General features: G+C 58.4%; 16 protein-coding genes and 4 pseudogenes. 15 read left to right on the top strand and 5 right to left on the bottom strand.

From position 1 onward, the window contains the following. Positions 1 to 626: 626 nt before the first annotated feature. Positions 627 to 1,544, top strand: coding sequence for a tyrosine-type recombinase/integrase (locus BUS12_RS09470; RefSeq protein WP_074295453.1), 918 nt, complete (start codon positions 627 to 629; stop codon positions 1,542 to 1,544). A gap of 740 nt (positions 1,545 to 2,284) precedes the next feature. Beyond that, positions 2,285 to 3,064 carry a DNA-binding protein gene (locus BUS12_RS09475; RefSeq protein WP_074295454.1) on the top strand — a complete coding sequence of 260 codons (780 nt, stop codon included), beginning with the start codon at positions 2,285 to 2,287 and terminating at the stop codon, positions 3,062 to 3,064. Between the two features lie 1,441 nt (positions 3,065 to 4,505). On the opposite strand, the pseudogene BUS12_RS39905 reads toward BUS12_RS09475, so the two are convergent. Continuing rightward, positions 4,506 to 4,631: pseudogene (locus tag BUS12_RS39905) on the bottom strand (phage integrase family protein); the annotation flags it as partial. A 204-nt stretch (positions 4,632 to 4,835) separates the two neighbouring features. Further along, positions 4,836 to 5,279, bottom strand: a complete 444-nt coding sequence (locus BUS12_RS38110) for a hypothetical protein (RefSeq protein WP_143788290.1) — start codon at positions 5,277 to 5,279, stop codon at positions 4,836 to 4,838. Here BUS12_RS38110 and tnpA point away from each other — a divergent pair. The 4 genes and pseudogenes from tnpA to BUS12_RS37780 all read left to right on the top strand — a co-directional run. Beyond that, complete coding sequence (tnpA, locus tag BUS12_RS09480) at positions 5,269 to 5,703, top strand: IS66-like element accessory protein TnpA (protein WP_171991578.1); 435 nt, start codon at positions 5,269 to 5,271, stop codon at positions 5,701 to 5,703. The genes BUS12_RS38110 and tnpA overlap by 11 nt on opposite strands. Continuing rightward, the gene (gene tnpB, locus BUS12_RS09485) at positions 5,700 to 6,044 is read left to right on the top strand and encodes an IS66 family insertion sequence element accessory protein TnpB (RefSeq protein WP_074294021.1); all 345 of its coding nucleotides are present in this window, start codon (positions 5,700 to 5,702) and stop codon (positions 6,042 to 6,044) included. Before tnpA ends, tnpB begins: the two co-directional genes overlap by 4 nt. 30 nt (positions 6,045 to 6,074) lie before the next feature. Further along, positions 6,075 to 7,643 carry an IS66 family transposase gene (gene tnpC / locus BUS12_RS09490; protein ID WP_074294020.1) on the top strand — a complete coding sequence of 523 codons (1,569 nt, stop codon included), beginning with the start codon at positions 6,075 to 6,077 and terminating at the stop codon, positions 7,641 to 7,643. 94 nt (positions 7,644 to 7,737) lie between these two features. Then, positions 7,738 to 7,869 (top strand): annotated as a pseudogene (locus BUS12_RS37780) (integrase core domain-containing protein); the annotation flags it as partial. A 200-nt stretch (positions 7,870 to 8,069) separates the two neighbouring features. Here BUS12_RS37780 and BUS12_RS09495 read toward each other — a convergent pair. Further along, the gene (locus BUS12_RS09495; protein ID WP_171991623.1) at positions 8,070 to 8,762 is read right to left on the bottom strand and encodes a restriction endonuclease; all 693 of its coding nucleotides are present in this window, start codon (positions 8,760 to 8,762) and stop codon (positions 8,070 to 8,072) included. A gap of 870 nt (positions 8,763 to 9,632) precedes the next feature. Between BUS12_RS09495 and BUS12_RS09500 the strand changes: the two genes are divergently transcribed. From BUS12_RS09500 to BUS12_RS09540, 9 genes are all read left to right on the top strand, one after another. Beyond that, positions 9,633 to 10,100, top strand: coding sequence for a hypothetical protein (locus tag BUS12_RS09500; RefSeq protein ID WP_074295455.1), 468 nt, complete (start codon positions 9,633 to 9,635; stop codon positions 10,098 to 10,100). After that, complete coding sequence (locus BUS12_RS37785; protein WP_083640318.1) at positions 10,097 to 12,220, top strand: DNA cytosine methyltransferase; 2,124 nt, start codon at positions 10,097 to 10,099, stop codon at positions 12,218 to 12,220. The genes BUS12_RS09500 and BUS12_RS37785 overlap by 4 nt, the downstream gene beginning before the upstream one ends. A gap of 16 nt (positions 12,221 to 12,236) precedes the next feature. Continuing rightward, the gene (locus BUS12_RS09510) at positions 12,237 to 14,876 is read left to right on the top strand and encodes a Z1 domain-containing protein (protein ID WP_074295456.1); all 2,640 of its coding nucleotides are present in this window, start codon (positions 12,237 to 12,239) and stop codon (positions 14,874 to 14,876) included. Further along, positions 14,873 to 15,922: a PD-(D/E)XK motif protein gene (locus BUS12_RS09515; RefSeq protein ID WP_074295457.1), complete on the top strand. Its 1,050-nt coding sequence runs from the start codon at positions 14,873 to 14,875 to the stop codon at positions 15,920 to 15,922. The genes BUS12_RS09510 and BUS12_RS09515 overlap by 4 nt, the downstream gene beginning before the upstream one ends. 190 nt (positions 15,923 to 16,112) lie before the next feature. Then, entirely contained in the window at positions 16,113 to 17,753 is a 1,641-nt protein-coding gene (locus BUS12_RS09520; RefSeq protein WP_143788291.1) for a hypothetical protein, read from the top strand. Continuing rightward, a complete protein-coding gene (locus BUS12_RS09525; RefSeq protein WP_074295459.1) occupies positions 17,750 to 18,655 on the top strand; it encodes a hypothetical protein in 906 nt (301 codons plus the stop codon). The genes BUS12_RS09520 and BUS12_RS09525 overlap by 4 nt, the downstream gene beginning before the upstream one ends. Continuing rightward, positions 18,652 to 19,437, top strand: coding sequence for a DUF6339 family protein (locus BUS12_RS09530; RefSeq protein WP_143788292.1), 786 nt, complete (start codon positions 18,652 to 18,654; stop codon positions 19,435 to 19,437). Before BUS12_RS09525 ends, BUS12_RS09530 begins: the two co-directional genes overlap by 4 nt. Before the next feature lie 24 nt (positions 19,438 to 19,461). Continuing rightward, positions 19,462 to 19,677 carry a very short patch repair endonuclease gene (locus tag BUS12_RS39110; protein ID WP_216352706.1) on the top strand — a complete coding sequence of 72 codons (216 nt, stop codon included), beginning with the start codon at positions 19,462 to 19,464 and terminating at the stop codon, positions 19,675 to 19,677. Between the two features lie 282 nt (positions 19,678 to 19,959). Next, a complete protein-coding gene (locus BUS12_RS09540; RefSeq protein WP_143788293.1) occupies positions 19,960 to 21,132 on the top strand; it encodes a hypothetical protein in 1,173 nt (390 codons plus the stop codon). Positions 21,133 to 21,495: 363 nt separating this feature from the next. Here the strand turns inward: BUS12_RS09540 and BUS12_RS09545 are convergent. Together BUS12_RS09545 and BUS12_RS38115 are read right to left on the bottom strand one after the other, a co-directional pair. Next, positions 21,496 to 22,663: pseudogene (locus BUS12_RS09545) on the bottom strand (tyrosine-type recombinase/integrase). 125 nt (positions 22,664 to 22,788) lie between these two features. Then, positions 22,789 to 22,933: pseudogene (locus BUS12_RS38115) on the bottom strand (IS6 family transposase); the annotation flags it as partial. Between the last annotated feature and the right edge of the window lie 269 nt (positions 22,934 to 23,202).

The following is a 23,202-nucleotide window of genomic DNA, read 5'->3' on the forward strand; positions in this document are numbered from 1 at the left end:
AAGAAAGCCGACCCGCCAGTCGGCTTTTTTATTTTCAGATTTCATATTATTAGGCGAAAGCAAATAATTTTACAATATCAAATTTCCCAAATTCCCCATAAAATTGTATGTGAGAAAGGGAAATGATCAGACCATTCCATGATTTTATCTTTACGTGTTATGCATTGAAAATTAAACTAAATGTATTTTAACGATCCGAGACCGCCTTCTGAAGGTCGTCGTGAATAGGGTGTAGAATATTGTTTGCTGATAGAATGGAATTGATTTATTGTATTTTCAGGCTGACCGGAATGCAGCGCCGCCTCATTGAATTTGTTTACTACTTGTAATTCTTCCCGAAGGACGCGGCGAAGTGGGTCGCTGCCCGACACTTCCGGCCCCCATCGCTGACGAAGGCCCGCATGCGGTAGGTGGCGTACGAGAAACTGGACAGCGAATCCGGGGGCGCGGGTAAGTTACCGTGCTGATGATAACGACCGCCATTAAGGTACGTCCAATACGGTGGGAAAACTTGTGGAGCATTTCCGGGTGCCAAGTGCAAGCGATGTGGATCGGGGCAGTCCTGCAAGTATGCATTCAACAAGCCTGATGTTCGGAAGGTCGTCCATTACTATCGTAGGTGACCAGTGACTGACAACCCCTCCGATCGCGACGACAACACATCGCCTCAAGAGGACAGGCAACTGACCTACGAAGACGTGATGCAAGACTACCAGTCCAGGTGGGGAGGACGGTTGCCCAGCAATCCTCGCGAAATTGCCCGATATCTTCGGGAGCACGGGAATGTCCTACCTGTTGCAACATTGAAACTCAGGTTGGCTGCCATCAGCCTGTGGCATCAGACTCACCAGTTTCCCGATCCGGCAAGGTCCGCGCACGTAAAAAGCGTGCTTAAAGAGATAGAGCACATGCAACAGACAGTGCGCGGACAGGCCCGACCGTTGCACGTCGAACAGTTGGAAATGGTCGACTCGTGGCTGGGTCAGCAAATCGCAAGGGAGAGTGGCTCGAGCAAACTCCCACATCTGAGAAACCGAGCATTGGTGCTAGTCGGTTTCTGGCGGGGATTCCGGTCCGACGAACTCACCCGCCTGAAAGTCGAAAAGGTGACGGTGGATAGTGGACGCAGCATCACTATCTACATTCCTCGTGTGGACTGCGATTCCGCCAATAGTAGTGATATGACGTTCCGGACCGCTGCGCTCGCAAAGCTCTGTCCCGTGGCCGCTTACGAAGCCTGGATTGCCGCATCCGGGCTAACCAGCGGCCCTGCTTTTCGCAGCATCGACCGGTGGGGAACGATCAAGGATAACGCTCTCGCTAGCGGAAGCATCACTCCACTATTGCGCGGGATATTAAGATCGTCAGGTGTAGCGGATGCGGATGCCTATAGTAGTCATTCGTTGCGCCAGGGCTTCGCGATCTGGGCTCGATCGAACGCGTGGGACGAGAAGATGCTCGCGGAATACGTCGGGTGGAAAGACCGTCAGTCAGCAAGGCGTTATCTCGACACGCTAGACCCGGTTCGAGTGTTTCGTGCCTGACGCGTATTGCAAAATCGCATCTTTGCGCATTTCTCCCGTGGGCACTGACTTCGCAAGAGTCCTCGTCCTGTCAGTCGGCCATATGCCAGTCTCGCCAGTAATGCGAGAGCGGGCCGGAGTCAACTGCTCGGCTACCGATCTGCAGGCAGCTTAGCTACGTATTTGAGTCTGCTTTTCGCTTCCCGATCAGACCGACGAGATCCTGTTCGCGAAAATGACTGGCGGTTCCATGATCGCATCACGAGCACATACTTTCTCTCGCACTGGAGCAACTGTGCCAGCACTTCACCGCGATCGCGTATGTTCATAATTGACTTCACCTCCCGGAAATGCTCACCGTCCACATACTTGAGCACGGCGCCCACATCCGGGTCGGCAAGCAAACCGCGCAACGCGCACCAGCCGGCGACCAATGCGGCCGAGGATGTCTCGAGCCGATTGCTTTTTCCGTCTTGCCTTGGGAGACAACGCTTGACCGCCATCGCGAATGGACTTGCCCGCATATCATTAAAGCAGCGCGTCGACTCTATTGCGTTCTTGGTAGTAAAAGCGTGTGGATTTCACGCTTACACTGCATCCGCACATCTTGGCTCCGCTTGACACTCCAACAGCAAACTGTAGCCTAGAATGTGTTCGGATCGCATTGTTCCACTCGCCTCCGGTCTGAATCTCGATTGATTTGGGTGAGATGGAACGAGTAATACGCGCCGTCCTGATGGTCCCGCTTCCAAGGAGTCTTCATGGCCTATCCGCGTTCGGAGTCTCGAAAAAATATTCGCTCCGTTGCCCTCGAGATGCTGACTGCACCCGGTGAGACGGCTTCCATTTCGACGGCACGCTTCAGACAACTGGTTTCGGTACGTAAGGTGCGCGACAAGCTCGGCGGCGGGGATCCGGCAGCGCTTGCTCGCGAACTAAATGCGCTTGAGCCAGAACTTACTGAGAGCGAGGGCGAGCTCGACGTTAATATTTCTGGCTTGGCGCCCGCTGTTACGAAGATCGTATCGAATACCGCAGTCACCTCAAAGACTAAGGGCGTCCGTTGCCTGGGTGAAAATGCAGAGCAGAATATTCCGGAGGCCGACGCTGCGACGCGAACGAAACTGAAGAAGTCGGAGATCAACGAGCTTCGCAGACTTGTTGCTGAACGCGATTCAGAACTTTCGAGTATCTTGAGCAAGCTCGCAATATCTGACGAGCGTAGCTGCATGCTGGAAGCTGCACTGAAAGATCGCGACAGGCAATTGGCCGCCGCAGTATCCGAAAGAGATGCCATTCGACGGACGTACGAAACGAAGCTGTTAGCGGAGCAGATGCGCTTCAGGGAGCAGTTGTTAGAGGAGCAGATTCGCTTCAGGGAGCAATTGTTAGAGGAGCAGATTCGCTCCACGAAGCAATTGTCAGAGGCGCAGTTTCGCTTCCGGGAGCAATTGCTAGAGGAGCAGATTGACTACATGAGGAAGACGGCGGACGTGAGCGAATTCTATCAGGCTCTGTATGCTAACTCTGCCTCGAAATGACTTACCGTAGAGAAGCGGGTAAATCTGCTGAACGGAGAACGCATGAGTAAGTAGAAAGTACCAACGCGATGCTAACCCGAAGAATTCCGCGGCGTGGCGGCGCGGCCAGCGAAATCCGTGAGACACACGAGACAACGCATCGTCCGGGTGTCCCGATCACCGCGATCGGAAAACGGCTGATGGAACTCGCGTCGCGAAACGGTGCGGCCGTTGCGGCGCGAACTCTCGGCGTAACAGCGAGCCAAGCCTTCGCCAACGACAACATAGGCGCAAGTCGACTGGCTTCGCAAGGAATTGGCCCGCGCGAAGCTCGACGATGAAATTCTCCCAAATGCGGTGGCGCACTTTGCGTATGGGGGCGCTGAAGCACGCGTGGATCGATACCCACCTGGCAGTGCTGCTGTCACGCGTATGTGTCGGGCGCCGGGCGTGTCGTGCAGCGGCTACTACGAGTGGCGAGTTCGCAAGTCGAGCGCGCCGGCGGCTGAGATCTCATCTCCCGGTCACTATTGCGGTCCCTGCGCTCATCCGGCTCCGAACGCGCACGCTGGCACGCTCTTGCAGGCTGTTTCCGCGTCGTACATCACAAGCACATACTTTTACCAGGACGACATCCGGTTGCACACAAAGCACATACTCTTACTCCCCGACCCGCGCCTTACGCTTTTGGGCACACACTTTTCCGTCGGGCAGGTTGTGTGTACTGCGGCGTGATATGGTCGGAAAGGCCCGTCAGACATAGAGACGTGTGTACATGGTTTGTCTCCGGCGCACTCGTGGCGCATGCAGTGCTTCGAGTGCGCCGGAGACAATGTATGTGCGCTCGCCAGGTTTGCACACTCAGCACACACTTTGACTGCGCCAGCGCACTGAACACATACTTTTACGCAGGCCTAAAAATCGAGTGCGCTCGGCATGCACTTTGTCTCTAAGGCGAGCGCCGTTGCATGCCGCCACGCTATCGACGCCGCGTATCCACATTTGAAACATGTCGCGCACGGTCACTCGTGAATTTGAATATGTGCCTTGCAATGTCATAAAGTGCCAATGTTCGAATGGGCCGCACGTTGGCATAGAGTGCTTCGGAGCTAAAATGTGAACGCGGGCAGGTTTTCCTCCAATATTCACAAATTTGCTCCTCTGAATCGCACATTCACAAGTTTGCTGCTCAACCGTTCAGTCCCATTCGACATTCACAGATTTGCATTGCGCTGGAGCGCGCCGGACCATAGATATACGGTTTGACGTGGCCGACACCACAACCGTATATCCATGCTGCGGACATGATCCAACCGTATACGATTGGTCCGCCCAAAAACGCATGGACGAGAGCCGCATGGTTATGCTCCGGTAGTTTTTTGAGCCGCCGCCATAGCAACATCGACTGAACAGAAATTTGGGTGATAGTTCCGGCTGCCTGTACAGAAACCAAGGTGGAAATAACAGAACAGGTTTGGCGCGGCGCCCGGAAAGCGCCCGTCAAGCTGTCGACCTCATGCGGCAGTCGCAGTTGCTCCCACGGGACGATAGCACCGGGCCGAGAGCCGGCAACGATCGCCCTCGCCTGTAGTGCTTCGGAGCTAAAATGTGAACGCGGGCGGTTTTTCTTCGATATTTACAAATTTGTCCCCTGAATCGCGCATTCACAAGTTTGGTACTCGGCCGTTCAGTCCCATTCGACATTCACAGATTTGCGGTGTCATGCTCCAGCGCGCCGTGTCGCGAATACCGCGCTAGCCCGCTGGCAAAGCATCGATAGTGCCGAAGTCTGTCATCGCGTGCGAGAGACGTTCCAACGCATCGGCCTGCCTCCTACCCTGCTGAGCGCCACGGCGTCGTAAGCGGCGATCTGCGCCGTAGAGCGACCGGACGAAGTGGAATCCAGGAGAACATGCGCACCGTCGGGTCGCCCAACGGAGAGTAAAAGCAGGGCTTTATTAAATCGTATCGATGGAACAGAAAGTTGGGCGGTAATCCAGGGCGTCTGTACAGAAACCCGGGTGGAAATGACAAAAAAGACCGTTTTCGGCTTTTTACATACGAACTTCTGCACATCAGTGACCGTGCAGACTTTTCCCCCGGCATTTCTGTACGCCGCGGCTCGGATGGGCGAACCGTCACCCAGCGAGCCTCGGGTGGGGAGACAGGCGGTAAGCGGCTCGTCCTCACCGTCGTAGACGGTTGCTGCGATACACAGCAAAGTGATGTCCATCATTTTCGATTTGATGGACACCACTTTGTCAGAGTCTCCAGAGAAGAAGCATGGAAGTCGAGCAGGCCGTCCGAATTACCCACGGGAGCTTCGGGACCGGCTGGCGGCAGCAGCGTGTGAGCCGGGCGTCTCGGTCGCGAGACTGGCCCGTGAGAATGGCATCAACGCGAACATGCTGTACACCTGGCGGCGGCGATATCTCGCCGAGCAGCAAGCTCCGTCTACCAGCCTCCTCCCGGTCGTACTGCTGAGTGACGCGCTGACGCAGGTCGTTGCGTCATCTTCGGGGGTTCCGCAAGCGCCAGATATGAAGCCGGCGTCTCCTGGGGGCACGATCGAGATCCGCATCGGCCGTGCGATGGTTAAGGTAGACGGCCTGGTCGACGCTGACATGCTGCGTACCGTGCTGGGCAGTCTGCGATCATGATCTCTCTGCCGGTTGGTACGCGCATCTGGATCGCTGCAGGCGTGACCGATATGCGATGTGGGTTCCAGGGACTGGCCGCAAAGGTACAAACGGCGCTTGAAGAGAATCCGCTGGGAGGCAACGTCTACATCTTCCGGGGCCGCCGGGGCGACCTCGTAAAAATCCTCTGGGCAACGGAGGACGGAATCTGGCTTCTCGCGAAGCGGCTTGAGCGGGGCCGTTTTATCTGGCCCCAGGCCGACGGCGGGAAGGTCCATCTGAGTTCAGCACAACTGTCAATGCTTCTCGAGGGCATCGATTGGCGACAGCCCCGTCGTACCGCCGCGTTATCGATGTTGTAAACCGCGCCGCGGACTCGTAAACTACGGCGTATGTCGAACGGCGCCGATCTTCCAGACGATGTCGAATTGTTGAAGGCCTTGCTGGTCGAGGCCCGTAGTCTGCTTGCTGAACGCGATGTCGAGATCGAGCAGCTTAAGGCGCAGATCGACAAACTTCGACGCATGCAGTTCGGCCGCAAGTCCGAACAGTTGCAGCGGCAGATCGAGACCCTCGAGACCCAACTCGAGGATCTGGCCGCCGGACGCGGCGTTGCAGACGTGGAGCGAGCGCAAGCTCGAGGCGCAAACGCTTCCTCCTCCAATGCAACGATGGACGAAGCGGCTTCGAGGCAAGCGCTGGCTGCGCACCTCGCGCGTGTGGATCATGTGCTCGAGCCCGAATCGAGTTGCCCGGACTGCGGTCAACAGATGCAGGTGCTCGGTGAGGACGTGTCCGAGCAACTCGCCCGGGTCGCAGCGGCGTTCAAAGTCGTTCGCACGATCCGGCGCAAATTCGTTTGCCCATGCTGCAGCACCATCAGGCAGCCACCCATGCCCGGCCTTCCGATCGAGCGGAGCATCGCCCATCCAAGCTTGCTGGCGGATATCCTCGTTTCGAAATACGCAGACCACCAGCCGTTGTATCGGCAATCGGCGATCGCGGCGCGCGACGGCGTGACGCTCGACCGGGCCAGCATGGGTCGCTGGGTCGGCCAATGCGAAGCGTTGTGCGCGCCGCTGATTGAGGCGCTGCGCCGCTATACGGTGTCGGCCGCCAAGCTGCATGCGGACGACACACCGATCCCGGTGCTCTCACCGGGCAACAGGAAGACCCGCACCGGTCGGCTATGGGTCTATGTGCGCGACGATCGTCGCTCGGGGTCGACGCAACCCGCTGCGGTATGGTTCGCATACTCGCCGAACAGACAGGGCATCCACCCTCAGACTCATCTCGCCGGCTTCAGGGGGACCCTGCAAGCGGACGCTTACGCGGGCTTCGATGAGCTGTTCCTGGGTGGCTCTGTACTGGAAGCGGCATGTCATGCTCACGCGAGGAGAAAGTTCTACGACATCCACGTGCGCACGCCGTCCGACACGACGCAAAAAGCGCTTGAATACATTGGCGCGCTATACGACATCGAGGCCTCCATTCGCGGCAAGCCTGCGGCCGAACGGCTACAAATACGGCAGGAGAAAGCCAGGCCACTGCTTCAAATCTATGAAGCGTGGCTCAAGGCCAGGCTCGAAACATTGTCGTCGAAGTCCGACACTGCCAAGGCGATCAACTACTCGCTTAACCAGTGGCGCGCCCTGACGCTATATTGCGAAGACGGCACGCTCGAGATCGACAATAACATCGCGGAAAACGCGTTGCGTTGTGTAAGCCTGGGTCGGAAGAATTTCCTGTTTGCCGGTTCCGACAGCGGTGGTGAACGTGCTGCTGCGATGTACTCATTGATTGGCACGTGCGCCCTCAACGACATTGATCCGCGCGCTTACCTGAACTATGTGCTAGCTCACATCGCTGACCATAAAATCAATCGCATCGACGAGCTTCTGCCGTGGCGCGTGGCCGACAAGCTGCACACGCCAGCCAGTCCGCCGACACCCGCTACCTGACAGTCCAAGTCCGGATCACCATCATGCCTCACGTGCACGCGCGTGGACGAACGGCCCACGTGAGCCGCTTACGACAGGCGCGCCGAGGCTAGGGGTGCTCATCGAGCAATGGCGCTAGTTCTACAACGAGAGGCGGCCGCATAGCGCCCATCGTTACCAACCTCCGGCCACGGTCCGTCGAGCCTGGCTGAAGTCCGATGATATCGACATGCGACTCACTGCTTAACCGGCTACAAAATCCCGCCGCAGGTCAACTGGTCTGCCGGTATGCTGAGATCATCTGGGCATCACGGCCCGTCTACAGGTTGACGCGTTTTGTTATGACGGTTCGTATGTCCTGCCTCAAACAAAGCCCTGATCAGGACACGTGGCGTATTGGGCAACCATCTCCAATCAACCTTGAACCAGGGCGGCGGTAACCATATCTCACCGTAACGGGCGTCGGTCCAGGGGTACTTCGCCATCAGCCATGCGAATGACGAAAACCGCCTCGTCATCGTTCTTCTCGACGAACCACGTGTGTTCACAGCCGCACTCGTATGTCTCCTCATCGGGAACAACGACTTTTGATCCGCAGTCCCAACACCAGAATGCAAAGCTGTGGCAGACGTCGCATTTGCCCGTAAAAACGATTGCCCAACTCCATGAGACTGGTAAGGGAAGCTGGCCATCCCAGAAGACGAATCCTTTAGTCTTACGCTTTTTGTGGCGGCAATATGGGCATGGGTCGATCATCGAGAAATCGAGCTCCTCAGCTTCGTCGGCGGTAACAATTCGGATTTCGATTGACTGCTGCGCCCTCGCCAGCGCTGCCTCGGTATAACCACTGGAGCAGACGAGCACGCCACGCGATGCCTGGACATCCCGCATCATGCCCTCGAAGGACTCGACGTCCTTCACGTCCACTTTCCGCTTGCGTAGTTTCGCATCGAAAATGATCCGTCGCTGGACCCCTTCCTCCCATCGTGCATCAACGAGGACGTCGATCTGTCGCGCCACCCCGCTGATACTGCCAATGATCTTCGCATTCGGAGTGACCGACACGTCCAGTCCAGATGCTTCGATTTCAAAACATGTCAGGATCCGTTCATAGAGGCGCCAGTCCATAATTTCACTCATCTGAGTATTACTCTCCATATTTCTCGTTAACGTCGAGTGACGGATCGGACGCGCGAGCGTTACGACTCGCAACCACGCGAGTCACCAGGCCAGTAGCCCGGCATGCAGGCACCGCGGTGACATTACCGATTTTTCGCAAGGACTTACGCTTCATGCGAAGTGGCGCCGAAACGTTAGTCTTCTCGCTACAGTGCGCCACAAACAGTATGCCGTCGTGCGGCGGGTTCAAGGACTACCCGTCGAGCCGCGGGGTGGGCCGCGGATAGTCGCTGTCCGGTCATCAGGAAGTTGTTTCCGAGGATGCATTTTCCGCCGCCGGCCGGCGTCCGGGTCACTTGCCAGTCGACGCAGGCTGATCGCCCTAACCTGACGTCGATTGCACATCTGCCAGCGCGCGATGCAGCCGACGCTCCAGGTTGAAGGTGTCAACATACTGAGTGTCGGGTCGCCAGTCAGAACCCAGCAACATCCTTGTAACGTCGTCCGTTACGACCCGTCGCGAGGACGATCTGTCCGCTCCCTGTTGAACCTTCGTTCGCAACGCGACACGGTTTCCGGCCTGCGCTCGAACGATCCCTGAGTTGTCTGCCGCGCGACGGCCAATGGACTTTGGTACCCGATCTCGGTCTATCGGCAACGGCGCAAAATTTTTTAGTCGGGACACTGACTTTCGCGTGCTTTGCGGCGACGTAGCGATTACCACTGGGTCAGTAGCTCTTCGCTAGCGTTTGCAGTCGTAACGCGTCCGCCGCGGACAATACCGAAATATCTGCTGTTCCGACTGCGATGCCGTAAGATTTATAGGATGTAAGGTACCGCGACGCTTTAGATTGTTGCCAACGACAATTTAAATAGGGATAAAATAGCACAATGCTAAAACTGACCCCGCAACAGGTCTCGGACGTCGCGCAGCTCCCCGACCAGACGCTTCGGCATTGGCGGAAGGTGCTGCCTCCGCTCGTCGGCTTGAATGGATACGCGCCCTGCTTCTCGCCGGGCGATGCGCTCGCGTTGCTGGTTGTACGGTACCTGGTAAAGGCGATGGGCATCAGCGTTGCCACGTTGGCGCCCGCCTCGGCCGATTTATTCTCACTGTGTCGCAGTACGAGTTGGCCGCTTTTGGCAGATCGCCTGCTGGTCGTGGACGTCCAGAACGGGTCGGTGCACGCGCTCGATCGTGATGCGAGCTTCGGGGTGCCAGTCATCGTCATTCCCATGCGCGCCTTTGCAGAACGGCTGCAAGCGGCGTGGGCCAGCAGTTTTCCGTCCGACGACCAGCTTTCACTTCAATTTCCGTTGTCTCTTGATACACCGCCAGCCCGGATAGCAAACGCATGACACAAATAGCGCTGGACAGGCCAGCTCACGACGCCACACCGGCGCTTTCCACACAGATACTCGACGGCGTGGGTGCTGTGACAAGCGAATTCGGGCCAATTTGGATTGTCGAAGAAGTTGCCGGCCACCTACGAAGCGGCAAGACGCGCGAACTGGCGACGCTGCGGCTCTACAGGCTTGACGGCGACACCCTCTCGTCGCTTCACGAACTGGGCTTTGACGAGGGGGGATCGCGCGTCGACTTGGTCATGACGCTGCTCGCGCGGGCGAAGGCGGACATGGGTGTGCTTGTCTGCAGCCACCGTACCGCTTCCGCCCCGCAACTTGCCGCCCGCCTTGAAGCAGACGCGGTACGCTTGCATTACGTGTTGGAAATCGATGCATCACGCCGTATGGGATTCGCTCGCGCACGCGAAGGCGAACGCAATGTGACGCCCAGGGAGCGGGCAAAGACTGCCAGTTGGCAGCCTGTTTCGCTTAGCAGACCGGCAGGCAACAGCGAATGCTTTGCGGCAAATCTCGGTAAGGCAAAATTGGGGGATGTGGAAGACCTGACGTGTTTCGCCCTCTCGATCGGCGGCATCCAAGGCGATAGCCGGGGTACGCTTACAGGCGTTACGTCGCTCGATCTGGACGACACGCTGAAAAAGCTGGCCCAACTGCTTGCATGGACTCGCTGGATCCGCCTCGCCGTCAGGCGGGCAAATCGCCAGCGGCAAGTGCCGACATCGTCGTCAAGCGTTTTTGCCGATGTGGCGCGGTCCAAGCCGTCAGTCGTGGACATATCGTTCCGCGCTAACCGCAGAACCGCAGAGGGCCGAGACAAGCGCGACGCCCAGCAGCGCTCCCTGCTGCCGGATCGCCCTCCGACTCTCAGGCGCCGGCTGACTCAGGAAAAGAAAACCCTGAACGTGGTCGAACTATTCGCGGGAGCCGGCGGCATGGGCTTGGGCTTTCTCGGCGCGCACGCGTCGGGGGGGCGCGGTTACAGGATCACGGGCTCTGCAGAACTTCAGCCGATCTACACCCAGACGCTGAGACAGAACCATGCCTACATGCAGAAATCCGGTCTTGTGCGGCCCGGCTCTACGCCCGCCGAGTACGCCCCGATGGATCTTTGCTCTAGACAGGTCCGCGATCGGCTGGAATCGATGGCAAGGACGCAGGGTGACGTCGACGTGCTGATCGGCGGACCGCCCTGCCAAGGGTTTTCCAGCGCGAACAGAAACAGCTGGTCCAGTTCGAATCCGAATAACCGGCTGGTAGACGCGTTTCTTGACTGCGTGGATCACATGGCGCCGAAAGTCCTGCTGATGGAGAATGTTCAGGGCATCCTTTGGACACCGCGTGACGAAAACTCGTCAGATCTGAGCGTTGCGGCACACGTGCTTGAAAGATTGGGCGCGATGGGCTACCAGGTATTTCCTAAGCTGCTTGATGCCGTATGGTATGGCGCACCGCAGAACCGCAACCGATTCTTTCTGCTTGGAATCCATAAGGATCTCGGCTACAGCAGCGAAGATTTTGGCCAGTGGGGCCCCTTCCCGAAACCGTCACATGGCCCAGGGACGGGCAAGGCGTTTGTCACGGTCCGAGATGCCATCGCCGATCTGCCGAAACTGGGCAATGGTGACGAAATTGACGAACGCCCTTACGTCGGTGATGCAGTTCGACTCGCACAGAACGCGTTTCTGCGGGCGATGCGCGTAGGTGCTCCTGCAGACGTAATCTGGGACCACGTGACTTCGCGCCATGCAGAGTACGTGATTGAACGCTACAAGGCGATTCCGCAGGGCCAGAACTGGCAGGCTGCGCGCGAACTGATGACAAACTACGCAGATGTTGAGCGTACGCATAGCAACATCTACAGGCGGCTTGCGTGGAGCGAGCCTGCGATCACAATCGGGCACTACCGCAAGAGCATGCTGATCCATCCTTCCCAGCATCGGGGACTGTCGCTGCGCGAGGCTGCCCGTCTGCAGTCCTTCCCTGATTGGTTCCGTTTTGCGGGCACGCCGACGGGCGCCGCCGGTGGCCTGATGCATAAGCAGCAGCAGCTTGCCAATGCTGTGTGTCCGAGCGTTACCAAAGCAGTTGCTGAATTCATTCTCGACCTTTAATTGAGAGGGCCGTCACATGCCACTGAGTAATGGACCCGACGACCAGATCGGCCTCATGGCGGATCAGATTGCCGATGCCGTACGGGCCGGCCGCACGCCTGAAGAAGCTGCCACGCGTCTCGCGGCATTTGCCAAAGCCGATCTCGTCGAGCAGGCGCTGCAGCGATATCGCGATGCCGCCCGGCGTGTGTGGACGATGAAAGAGCCAGGCAGCATCCACAAGAAGCATTTCGACCCATGGTATCTGGGCCCCGACCCGTCCGACCGGTTGTGGCACTCCTATGCGAAATACCTTCGTGAAAAGGGCTGGAGCGAGGAGACTATCAAGGACATCGACGATGCATCGACGCGCATCGTCTCGCTCATGGATCCACCGCAGAAAGCTCAGATCCGCACGCGTGGTCTTGTCATCGGCTACGTGCAGAGCGGCAAGACGGCGAGCTTTACGGCGGTGGTTGCGAAGGCGGCTGATGTCGGCTACCGCTTCGTCATCGTGTTGTCTGGGCTCAACAACGTCCTGCGCTACCAGACGCAGATGCGCATCGACGAGGATCTGATCGCGTCGAACCCTGAGCACTGGATTACCGTTACTGACACTGAAGACGACTTTAACGCGAACCGGAACGTCAATTCGTTTCTGACGGACAGGCATGCAACGAAGGTGCTGGGCGTCGTCAAGAAAAACAGTAGCCGGCTTACGCGGCTCTACAAATGGCTTACGGGCGCCCGTCCGGAAGTGCTGCGTAGCTGCCCGGTGCTAATCGTCGACGACGAGGCCGACCAGGCGAGCCCAAACGCACACCCCGACCCGGAGGAACGAACCAAGATCAACAAGCTGATCATCAAGCTGTTGACGGACCTTCCCAAGGCGGCCTATGTCGGCTACACCGCTACGCCCTTCGCCAATCTGCTCATCGACCCGACGACGCCCGAGGATCTGTACCCGAGCGACTTCATCGTCGATTTGCCCAAAGGCAAGGGCTATTTCGGTGCAGAGGAGATCTTCGGGCGCGCGCCTCTCGATGAGGATGAAGAGCCGGTCGACGGACTCGATATTTTCAGGCAGGTGCCGGACGACGAGGTGCCGCTACTGAAGCCGCCGAGCCGCGAAGCACGCTTCACGTTTGCAATTGAGATCACGCCGACGCTTCGGGAAGCGACCCTCTACTTCTGGATGGCAACTGCTGCCCGGCACGCACGAGGGCAGAGCACGAAACACGCTTCGATGCTCATTCATACGACCCAGTACGCTGCCGTACATCTGAATTCGAAGCCGGTTCTGGAAAGCTTACGCGACGCGGTGCGTTCCCAGCTTGACAAGGGTACCGCTTCGCTCCTTGACGAACTTGAAAAACTTTGGGCGCGAGAACAGGCGAAGCTGCCTGCCGAGGCGTTCGGTGTACGCCCAATCCCGTTTGACGAAATGCTCACGTATCTGCCGAAGGTAGTCGGACTCACCGAAGTCAAGGTGGAAAACGGCAGGAGTCCCACGCTCGACCGCGTGGACTATCAGGTCGATGCCGACGGCAATGGCCGGCTGTACATAGTTATTGGCGGCAACGTGCTGTCGAGAGGCCTGACGCTTGAGGGGCTCACCGTCAGCTATTTCGTGCGGTCTGCGTCCGCCTACGACACGCTGTTGCAGATGGGCCGGTGGTTTGGCTATCGCCCGGGTTATGCCGACCTGCCCCGGGTCTGGACGACCGGAGAGCTTCGCGACTACTTTTACGATCTGGCCAGCGTCGAAAAGGAGATTCGGTCCGACATTGCGCATTACAAGAGCGGGATCATCACGCCGATGGATTTTGCCGTGCGCATCCGCACGCATCCCGCTCTAGCCGTCACAGCGAAGCTCAAGATGCAGCACGCTGTCAAGGCAAAGATGGCATACAACGCGCGCGAAGTGCAGACGATCGTGTTCCGGCACAAGGATGAGGGTTGGCTCGACAGCAACATCAAGGCCGTTCGCGATCTTGTCCAGAACATGATGGCAGCCGATATCAAGCCGGCCACGCTTGCGGGAAAGCCTCACCGCGTGTTTCTCGACGTACCCGCGAAAGCGGTTGTGGATTTCCTCACCAGTTACGCCATCGAACCGAGCAACAGTGAAATGGATGCCGCGTTGCTGCGCGGTTACATCCTGGCTCAGAACAAGCGCGGACGCATCACCCAATGGTCGGTGGTCATTGCGACGCGCACCAACGCACGGCCGGAACTGGGAACCATCGATCTGGGGGGGGGTGTCGAACTGCCGCTGGTCAATCGCGCGCGTTTCCTGCGCGACCGCGGTCCCGATGTGGTTGACATCAAGGCTTTGATGTCGGAAACCGACGCGGCGGCCGATGTGCCCCTGCCGGCCGCTGAACTGCGCAATAGCGACCGTGAGGCGCTCAGAAATCTACGTCAAGAGTACGTTCCCGGCCGCGGTCTTCTTGTCATCTACCCCATCAGCAAGGACTCTCTGCCACAGCCCGACAGCCAACTCCGTGCGCCGCTGGAGGCAGTGCGGCACATCATGGGCATTGCACTCGCATTCCCAGATGTGCCGCAGGAGGACCTTACACCGCAGGACTACTTGACGGTCGAGTTGCCGGACACGGGCAGCGAGGTGATCGATATCGACGATCTGGAAGACATGGGTGACACCGAGCAATGACCTCTGATACTGCATGGCCGACCGATGTCGCCTGGAAGCGGCTGGAGTCGCCGGACGCTACGCCTACGAGGGGAGAGTTCCGCGTGTTTGACACCGGAATCTCTTCCTCAAACGGGAACGTGTTACTCGCCATTGACGGATCGGGACTTCGTCACCTGCTTGTGCCAACATCCGATGCGTTTGAAGCCGCTCACGACCGGCGAAGCGGCGGTGTTCATCTGGTCACCCGGCTGTTGCTTGACGGCTCCGGGCAGCATCAGTACATCGACCTGGCCTGCCAGAAGGAGCATTTGAATGCCGCGTTCGGCCATATGGCAGACGAGGTATTAGCCGACTTGGGCAAGAACACCGACGACGCATTCCAGACCTGCCGACGCACGCTGCAACGCTGGCGCGAGCTCATGGATCGGGAGGTTTCACCGGTCATGTCAACCGAGGCGATGTGCGGACTCTTTGGCGAGTTGTGGCATGTGCGTGCCATTGCGGAGCTGGATCCGTCAGCTACCCACATCTGGCAGGGGCCGCGTGGTGCGCGCCACGATTTCAGCGCGCGAGGCATCGCGCTAGAAGTGAAAACGACACTCAGCCACAGCCACTGGAGACTCCGCATTCACGGGCTGACCCAGCTTGAGGCGCCTGCAGATGCATCGCTGTTTCTTTGCGCCCTGAGGCTGGAACTCAATGGTGCTGCAGGAAGCACGCTGCCGGAACTTGTCGGGCAGATCCTGGAGCTGGGCGTGGACCGCCACGAGTTCGTCACAATGCTGGCGGCAGCCGGATATCAGTTGAGGGATCAGGTGCACTACGAGCAGTTCAGGTTCGAGGTTCTTGATATGAGGCTGCACGAGGTCGTCGATCGTTTCCCGCGTCTGACAACTGCCGACTTCGGCGCGTCGGGCCTCCCGTCTGGCGTAACGGAAATCGACTACACCGTGAACCTTGACGCCACAACGCCATTGAAGCGTACCGATCTTGACGGGCTTCTCGCCGCTCTGGTCGCCAACTCAAGGAACCCGGATGTCCTCGCCGCTAAGCCTTCATTCTGAGGTTTTTCCAGCGACAGGCGGCGCGTCGGCCGAAGGAATATCGAATCAACTGGGTCGCCCGCGCGCCGACCGGTTCACGCTTCTTGTGCGTGAGGCTGTGCAGAACAGCTGGGACGCCAGGGTCGACGCGGCCGGTGGCGTAAGGTTCGAGATAACAGGGCGTCTTCTGCCGCGCGATGGACGACGGGCATTGCTGGACACGATATTTCACGATGTTCCTGCGGATCTGCCCTTGCGCGCCCGACTCGACGACAGCCAGGATTTTCCGATACTTGCGATCCGCGATTTCGGCACGAAGGGACTGGGCGGCCCGACGCGCGGGAATGTCGTTCCGCGTCCAGGCGAACCGACCAACTTTGTCGACTTCATGCGCTACTCGGGCCGGTCGCCCAACCGCACGCACAGCGGAGGCACATATGGTTTTGGCAAGGCGGCCTACTTTCTCGCCAGTTCGCTTCGCACCATATGTGTTCACACACGCTTTTCCGGCGTGGCAGGCATCGAATCCCGTTTCATGGCTTCTGCGCTTGGACCTCAGTTCGAGACGACGGGCCCGGATAGCACGCGCTATACAGGGCGACACTGGTGGGGGGGGCAAGCATCTGACGGCGTCGTCGATCCCGTAGTCGGCCTCGCCGCAGACGATCTTGCGCGCCTGCTTGACCCGGCGGTTCGAGCGTCTGACGCCACGGGGACGACCATCTACGTTCTGGCACCCGAATTTGAAAATGCTTCGGCCGAGCATGTATTTGCCTCAATGGCCCGAACCATCGTCGAGTTTTTCTGGCCGAAGCTGATCGATGGGATCGATGGCGCGCCCTCGATGACGTTCGGCGTTCAGTGGCAGGGACACGATATCGCGCTGCCAGTCAATGAGCCTCAATGGGCATTGCTTAGCCACGCGTTTCTCGCAGCTTCGACGGGCACTTCGACGGATTCCGGAGAGGTGCAGTCCGTCTTTTCGCAGCGGCCGCGGCAGCATCTGGGGACGCTTGCGCTGTTGCGCAGGCCTGCCAATTTGGGCGGAGCCGGCGGGACCACGACCACCGAAAACGCGGAACCGATGTCTGGCCGACGGATTGTGGAATTTCCGCTAAGACATATTGCGCTCATGCGAGCGCCCAACTTCGTCGTCAAGTATATTGAAGGACCTCCGGCGCCATACGGTCTTGCCGAATATGCCGGCGTATTCCGTGTTGATTCCCGCGTCGACTCCGCGTTTGCGCGCTCGGAGCCACCAACCCACGACGATTGGGTGCCAGACCTGCTCGAGGCTACGACGGAAAGAACGTATGTCCGCGTGGCGCAGCGTCGCGTCAAGGAGCTCGTTGAGGCTTTCGCTGCCCCGTTCAGCGTTGAGCCTGGCACGACCGACGCGCGCTCCGTGCTGGGGTTTTCAGCCATGCTGGGTGGGCTGGTGCCTTCCCTGCATGACGACGGTGGCCCCTCTGGTTCAAGCAGCACCGGGGTCACGCGGCGGCGGCCAGTGGCAACATCAACCGTGCGCGCAGACTTCATGGGCGAACCCGAGCTTGCCCTGATCGACGGCGTGCCGGCGATGCTGGTCCGATTCGAAGTTCTGGGCAGGCCTGGACAAACCGCCACAGTCAAGGCTCTTTCGCGCGTAATGGTTGCTGACGGCTTTGAAACTGAACCGCCCGAAGGGGCGGCCGTCCCGCGGGTACTGGCTTGGCGAAAACCCGATGGCTCAGTATCCTCGACGCAAGCAAGCTGCTCCATTGAAGTCGCCAGTGGAACATGGAGCGTGGAAGTTAGTATTCCTTCCGACGCAATGACAACCCTTGCGCTAGAGGTCGAGGTCGGATCATGAAGGCCGCCACAACGATGCCCTATCGAAGCGCGAACGCTGCCCGGATAGGCGGTGGTCCGTGGGAAGTGATCGCGGCTGGACCGCCGCCAGCAGCTCTGTCCGGACCGATTGAAATCGACTACGTGTCCACAATCCAGGTTCGGCGGCATCTGACGGTTGATACGGAAGGAGTGCGGCGCGACTGCGGCCTCCCCGAGCGTTTGCCACTGATCGTTTCTGCGATTTGGTCAAGTGCCGGCACATTTGTCAAACGGTGCCTGGCACAAATCGAACTCGGCGGCCAGGACGCCCATCAGCACATTGATCTGTCTGGCGAAATACCGGGTGGCGAAGTCGCCGGAACGCTTCAAATCGAGACGGCCATCATGCTTGCCTGTGACAATGCAGAGGCTGCTGCCCTCGTCGCGAAATATGCGGGAAGCGTCCTGGTCCGGGATCGCCACATCGTGTATCTGGACGAATCGACGTCTCGCTTCCCCGTTGAAATCGTGGACTTCAGCACGGGCTTCTGGGCAAACCCCGAGGCGGGTTGGCGTCTTTCCTGGAACAGCCTTGATATGGAGGCGCCGTTTCTTCGATCGGTCCGGCTTTTTGTCAACGCGACGCACCTGCGGGTGGTTCACGCTGTGTCAGTCGAACCGCCGTCGCCCGAAGCAAAAGCCATTCGCGATGCCATCTATTTCGACGTGGCCAGAAGCCTTATCCTCGGGGCACTCGGAAACGACGAATTTGTATCTCGCGAAGGAAACTACGGCAACGGTAGCTGTGGTCGGGCAATCTACACCCTTGTCCAGCTTCTTTTCCCGGGCGACCGGCTTGAAGGGCTGAAAAGCGCTGCGGAACAGCGGCCGGAGCAGTTTGGCAGCGATTTGCAGGGCAAACTTCGAGTTTTCTACGCTTGAGCACCCTTCTCTTTCCACAATTGCCGCATCATGCCGCCCTGCGGATGGCCACAGCGTTCCGCAACTTCAGCGTCGAGGAACTGGCGGCGCACGCGCAGTTCGAATGCGACGAGTGCGAATATACGCCCACGGGTGGATCGCGCGCGACGGCTCTCGAAATCACCACCCTGCGCACCGAGGTCATTGATCTGGCCAAGGCGTATGGCTATCCAGGGTTTCCCAACCAGCATCAGGCGGCGACGTTCGACGCCACCCTGACGCTCGTGCTTGTCGCGCAGATGCGCCTCGCACCGGCCGAGGCTGCAAGAGGGGGCGTGTGGGCGTTTCTCGCCTGTGTCGTTCTGCCGGACATTGTGCGCTGGCGCTTCGGCGGCGTCGACGCGCCAACCTCTCCTGAGCGTTATCTGTCGGGGCGCAGAAATACCTTTCAACGGCTATGGTGGCGAGCGTTCTATCTTGGCACGCGCCCGCATGCCGGCCGCAGTGTCGAACAGCTCCTGCACGCACTCGGCGAAGACGAACTGGTCCAAGTAACAGAACGACCATCGCTCGCCGGCATCGAGGGTCTGGCGGCGGCCGTGGCAGCCGGCATGCTCGACGCGTGCATCAGACACAAAGGCCTTGCCCGGCGACATCTGATGCGCGAGGCACAAAAGCGGCTCCTTCGTTTGTCGTCGTTCGTGAGCCTCGAATCCGTTTCGGCGGAGTGCCTTGACCATCACGTCACCCGGATATTCGACAAGGTCGCGGATTCATTTGCGGCGGCGCATGAGCCTACTTGAGATCTTCTGGCAATGGTAGACAACATGACGCCCGAGCAGCGGCGCGCCACGATGTCGAAGATTCGCGGACGGGACACCAAACTGGAACTGCTCGTGCGCCGAGAACTGCACCGTCGCGGCAATCGCTTCCGGGTCAATGCGGCGTGGCTAGCCGGAAAGCCAGACATCGTATTCACCCGTATCAGGCTCGCCGTATTCATCGACGGGGATTTCTGGCATGGCTGGCACTTTCACGAATGAGAGGCGAAGCTTTCCCCGTACTGGAAGGAAAAAATCGCCGGCAACCGGGCCCGAGATCTGCGGCATACGACAGCGCTTCGCAAGGAGGACTGGTCCGTCATGCGCATCTGGGAGCATGAAATCAAGACCGATCTGGCGCACTGCATAGACCGCATTGAACGTCGAATAGCCCGACTTCGTCGACGAGAAACCATCCGAAGGTAAGCAGCGGAAGCTGCCCGCTTCCCCCGGCGCTGCTGAAAGGGAGCGGTCCGGCCCAAGTCTGGATGCTGTCAGACGGACTTGAGCGCGTTGGCCGCACAAAGGAAAATCAGCGGAAATTTTGAAGCAATGCGTGGATATCAGGCAATGACGGACTGGTTCAAGATAATAGTAAACGACGAAATGGTTAGCGAAAAACTTCGCACTTTTCTTGACATTGCATATACGGAAGAACGTGCACTGCTGTCGGAATGGATAAGCGAGTTTGTTGTAAAGGATGGCTTAATCAAAACAATGAAGCAATTCCAGATAACTTTTCACGATGTTTTATGGGAGATATATCTCAATAAGGTTTTCCTTGTGAGTAAATTTATGATTGTTGATGGGCGCGCCTCGCCCGATTTCGATCTACTGAAAAATGGCACGCACACTTTCGTAGAGGCAGTCATCGCAAATATCGGACTGGAATCGCGAAAGGAAAGCGATAGAAATATATCGGACGTTTACGCAGAAAACAATTACCCAGATATTCTGGACGAGTCCATAGTAAGAATCTCAAACGCTATCGGATTCAAATTGGAGATCTATGCGAAAAAATATCAGGACGTCGTCAAGGAAAGTCCTTTCGTTGTCGCCGTAGGCGACTTTGGTCAGGTCAATTACGGCCAGTCATACTACCTGCCGATGCTAGGGGTGTTATATAACGCCTACTTCGACCCGTCTGATAAAAGGGACCTTCTCATCCACTGCGAGGACAATTACGGTCGGGAGTACAAGTATCTGGATCGCATTACCAAATACAACGGCAGCGAATTGGATCTTGGTTTGTTTTCGAGCGACAAAAACTCCCACATATCAGCAATAATGTATTCGTGCACACTTACGCTGGGAAAGCTTACCAGTTTGTCTAAAAATCACAGCCCTTTCGATAAATGCATCAAGATCGTTTTCGAGGTATATATGGGAGAGCTTCATATTGCGAGATTCAGTGGATCGAATTCCGACGAATCAATTGCAGATGGGCTGTTCGTCTTCCATAATCCGTTTGCGAAGGTGCCGCTCGATGAGGATTCGATAAATGCGGAAGGTGTAACGCATGTATTCTTTGATGCGGAAAATTCCGAAATCACAATAAAGGCCTCGAGCGCACGCATGTTGAAGCGAAGATTCGTTGCAATGAAGGATATGGCGCCAACCCTGATTCCGGGCTTCCATGAAATGGAATGGCTGCCTGTCATTCCGAACGGTCGTTGACTATCGCAGCCGCTATAGGCTTTCCGATGACTTTTGCGTCGTAGTCATCTATCGGCCTGTTCTTGATCTTCAAGGTAAGGCGTGCGCATACGTGCCCACCGTTGGACGGGACGTCCACTCGATCTACGGTGGATTTGAGGAAGTCCAGTGTGCGATCCTCGGGATTTTCATTCGCTCCCCGTCCTCAACGATCCGGGCATCCTCTCAGTTGAGCCTGCCGCGATTCCGGCTGCATCGAGACGACGCATGCATTGCTGCAGACAATGTTCAATTCGAGAGGCGATCCGGGAGCGTTCCACCGGCGCAAATGGCGCGCCATGCGATGGCATGGTGGTCGCGTTCTGTAGCAGCACGGTTCTCGCGCTAGGATTCAGTAGGTACTCTTTCGCCCTGTTCCCGCACGGTTTCGGCGTGCCGCATGTCATCTTCAGCGTGAAGATAGATTTCAGTCGTCTGGATCGATGCGTGCCGCAGGTTGTTCTGGATGAAGCGCAGATCCGTGCCGGCATCAGCCTGATGCGACGCAGCACTGTGGCGGAGCCAGTGGGTCGACGCGCGTCGCAGGGTTGCGGCGCCAGCCGGATCACTCGTTTCCAGCATCCCCGCAGCGCGCCGGAAAACTTCCTTGACGACCAGGTAGACCGCCGCCGGCGTCAGGTGTCTGCGCGGGTCGCCCGCGACGCTCATCACCGCGGCCGCCGTCTCATTCCCCAACGGCGTTGGCGCCAGCCCGTGAAAAACCCGGTACCGCGCGAGGTCCGCCATCAGCGCGGCGCTCACCGGCACCTCCCCTTCGGTGCCGCCCTTCCCGAGCACGTGCAGCCACCATTTGCCCCGGCGCTGATAGAAGTCTGCGGCCTTCGCATTCGCCGCTTCCGAGACCCGCAGTCCAGTGTGGTACAGCAGGCGGATCAGCCAGCGGCTGCGCTCGTAGTGCTGGTGATCGCGCGGTGAGCCGCGGCCACTGCTCGACGCTGGCGAGCACGTGGTCCCACAGCGCGTGATCCAGGTACCGCTCGACCCGCGGCGTGCGCCTCGCGGCCCCACCCGTCCGGCGGCGCAGCGCCAGCGGATTGCCGGCGAGATAACCGGCACTGACCAAATACGACAGCAGCCCGGACACGATGCCGAGCGCCTGGTGCCGGCTACGCTCTGATAGCGGGCCGTCGAACAGCCGTCGCGTGCCACCCCGCCGCGGCCGGGTCGGATCAGCCCAGTCGTTGGTCGGCGCCTCAAGGAACTGCTCATATAGCAGGAAGTCCTCGCGCGTGAGGCTGGAGAGCGGCTTGCCTAGCGTCCGCGTGGTCCACAACAGCAGGCGTACCGCTTCCTTGCGGTAGCTGCGCAGCGTGTGCGGCGAGCCGGCGTATTCGGCGAGCCACAGGCGCACGGCCTCCACGTCGCTATCGGCCGCGATCTGCAGGTGGCCGCCCCGCGCGCGATTGGTGCCGTCGCGTCCGTCGAGGGCAACAGGCACCGTAAGCGACAGGACGCTGTCGGGTGATTCCGGGGCGGTGACGGGCAGGCTCATGGTGTGACGCGTTTTCAGATGGAGTTTTCGCAGCGTACACGATCAGAATTTGTGATTATGGGCGTTATCTTCACGGCGCGATTACCTGACTAAGCTATGCGGTCAAGCATTTGACTCAACCGGCCGACCGACACCGCCCGCTCGGACATCATTTGTTCCAGATGACGCAGACTCAACGGACAAGCGACGTACGAATTTCAGCATTACATCCAGCGGGTAATGCAGCCGTCTTAGCGCTTTGCTCACAGTGGCGATCGGGGTCCTTATCATTCGTCACATCGCCCGTTTCGGAACCAACCTCCATATCGCAGAACGGCTCAATGCGAAAGAACCCCCATTCGCGCGCACGCCGCGTCAGTGCCGCATGAGATCAATCCGCTTTGACTACAAAGTGATGCAGTGCCTGGCGTACACTACCGCAGGCAGCGTAAATGCCGGGCCGGGTTACCCCCGCGCCGTACGCTCTTGCCCTGCGGTGGGCGGCGAGCTGCGCCGTGGATACCCCTACATCCGCAAGGCACCACTTAACGACTGCAATT

Origin of the sequence: Paraburkholderia phenazinium (assembly GCF_900142845.1) — a bacterium.
GTDB classification, from domain to species: Bacteria; Pseudomonadota; Gammaproteobacteria; order Burkholderiales; family Burkholderiaceae; genus Paraburkholderia; species Paraburkholderia phenazinium_A.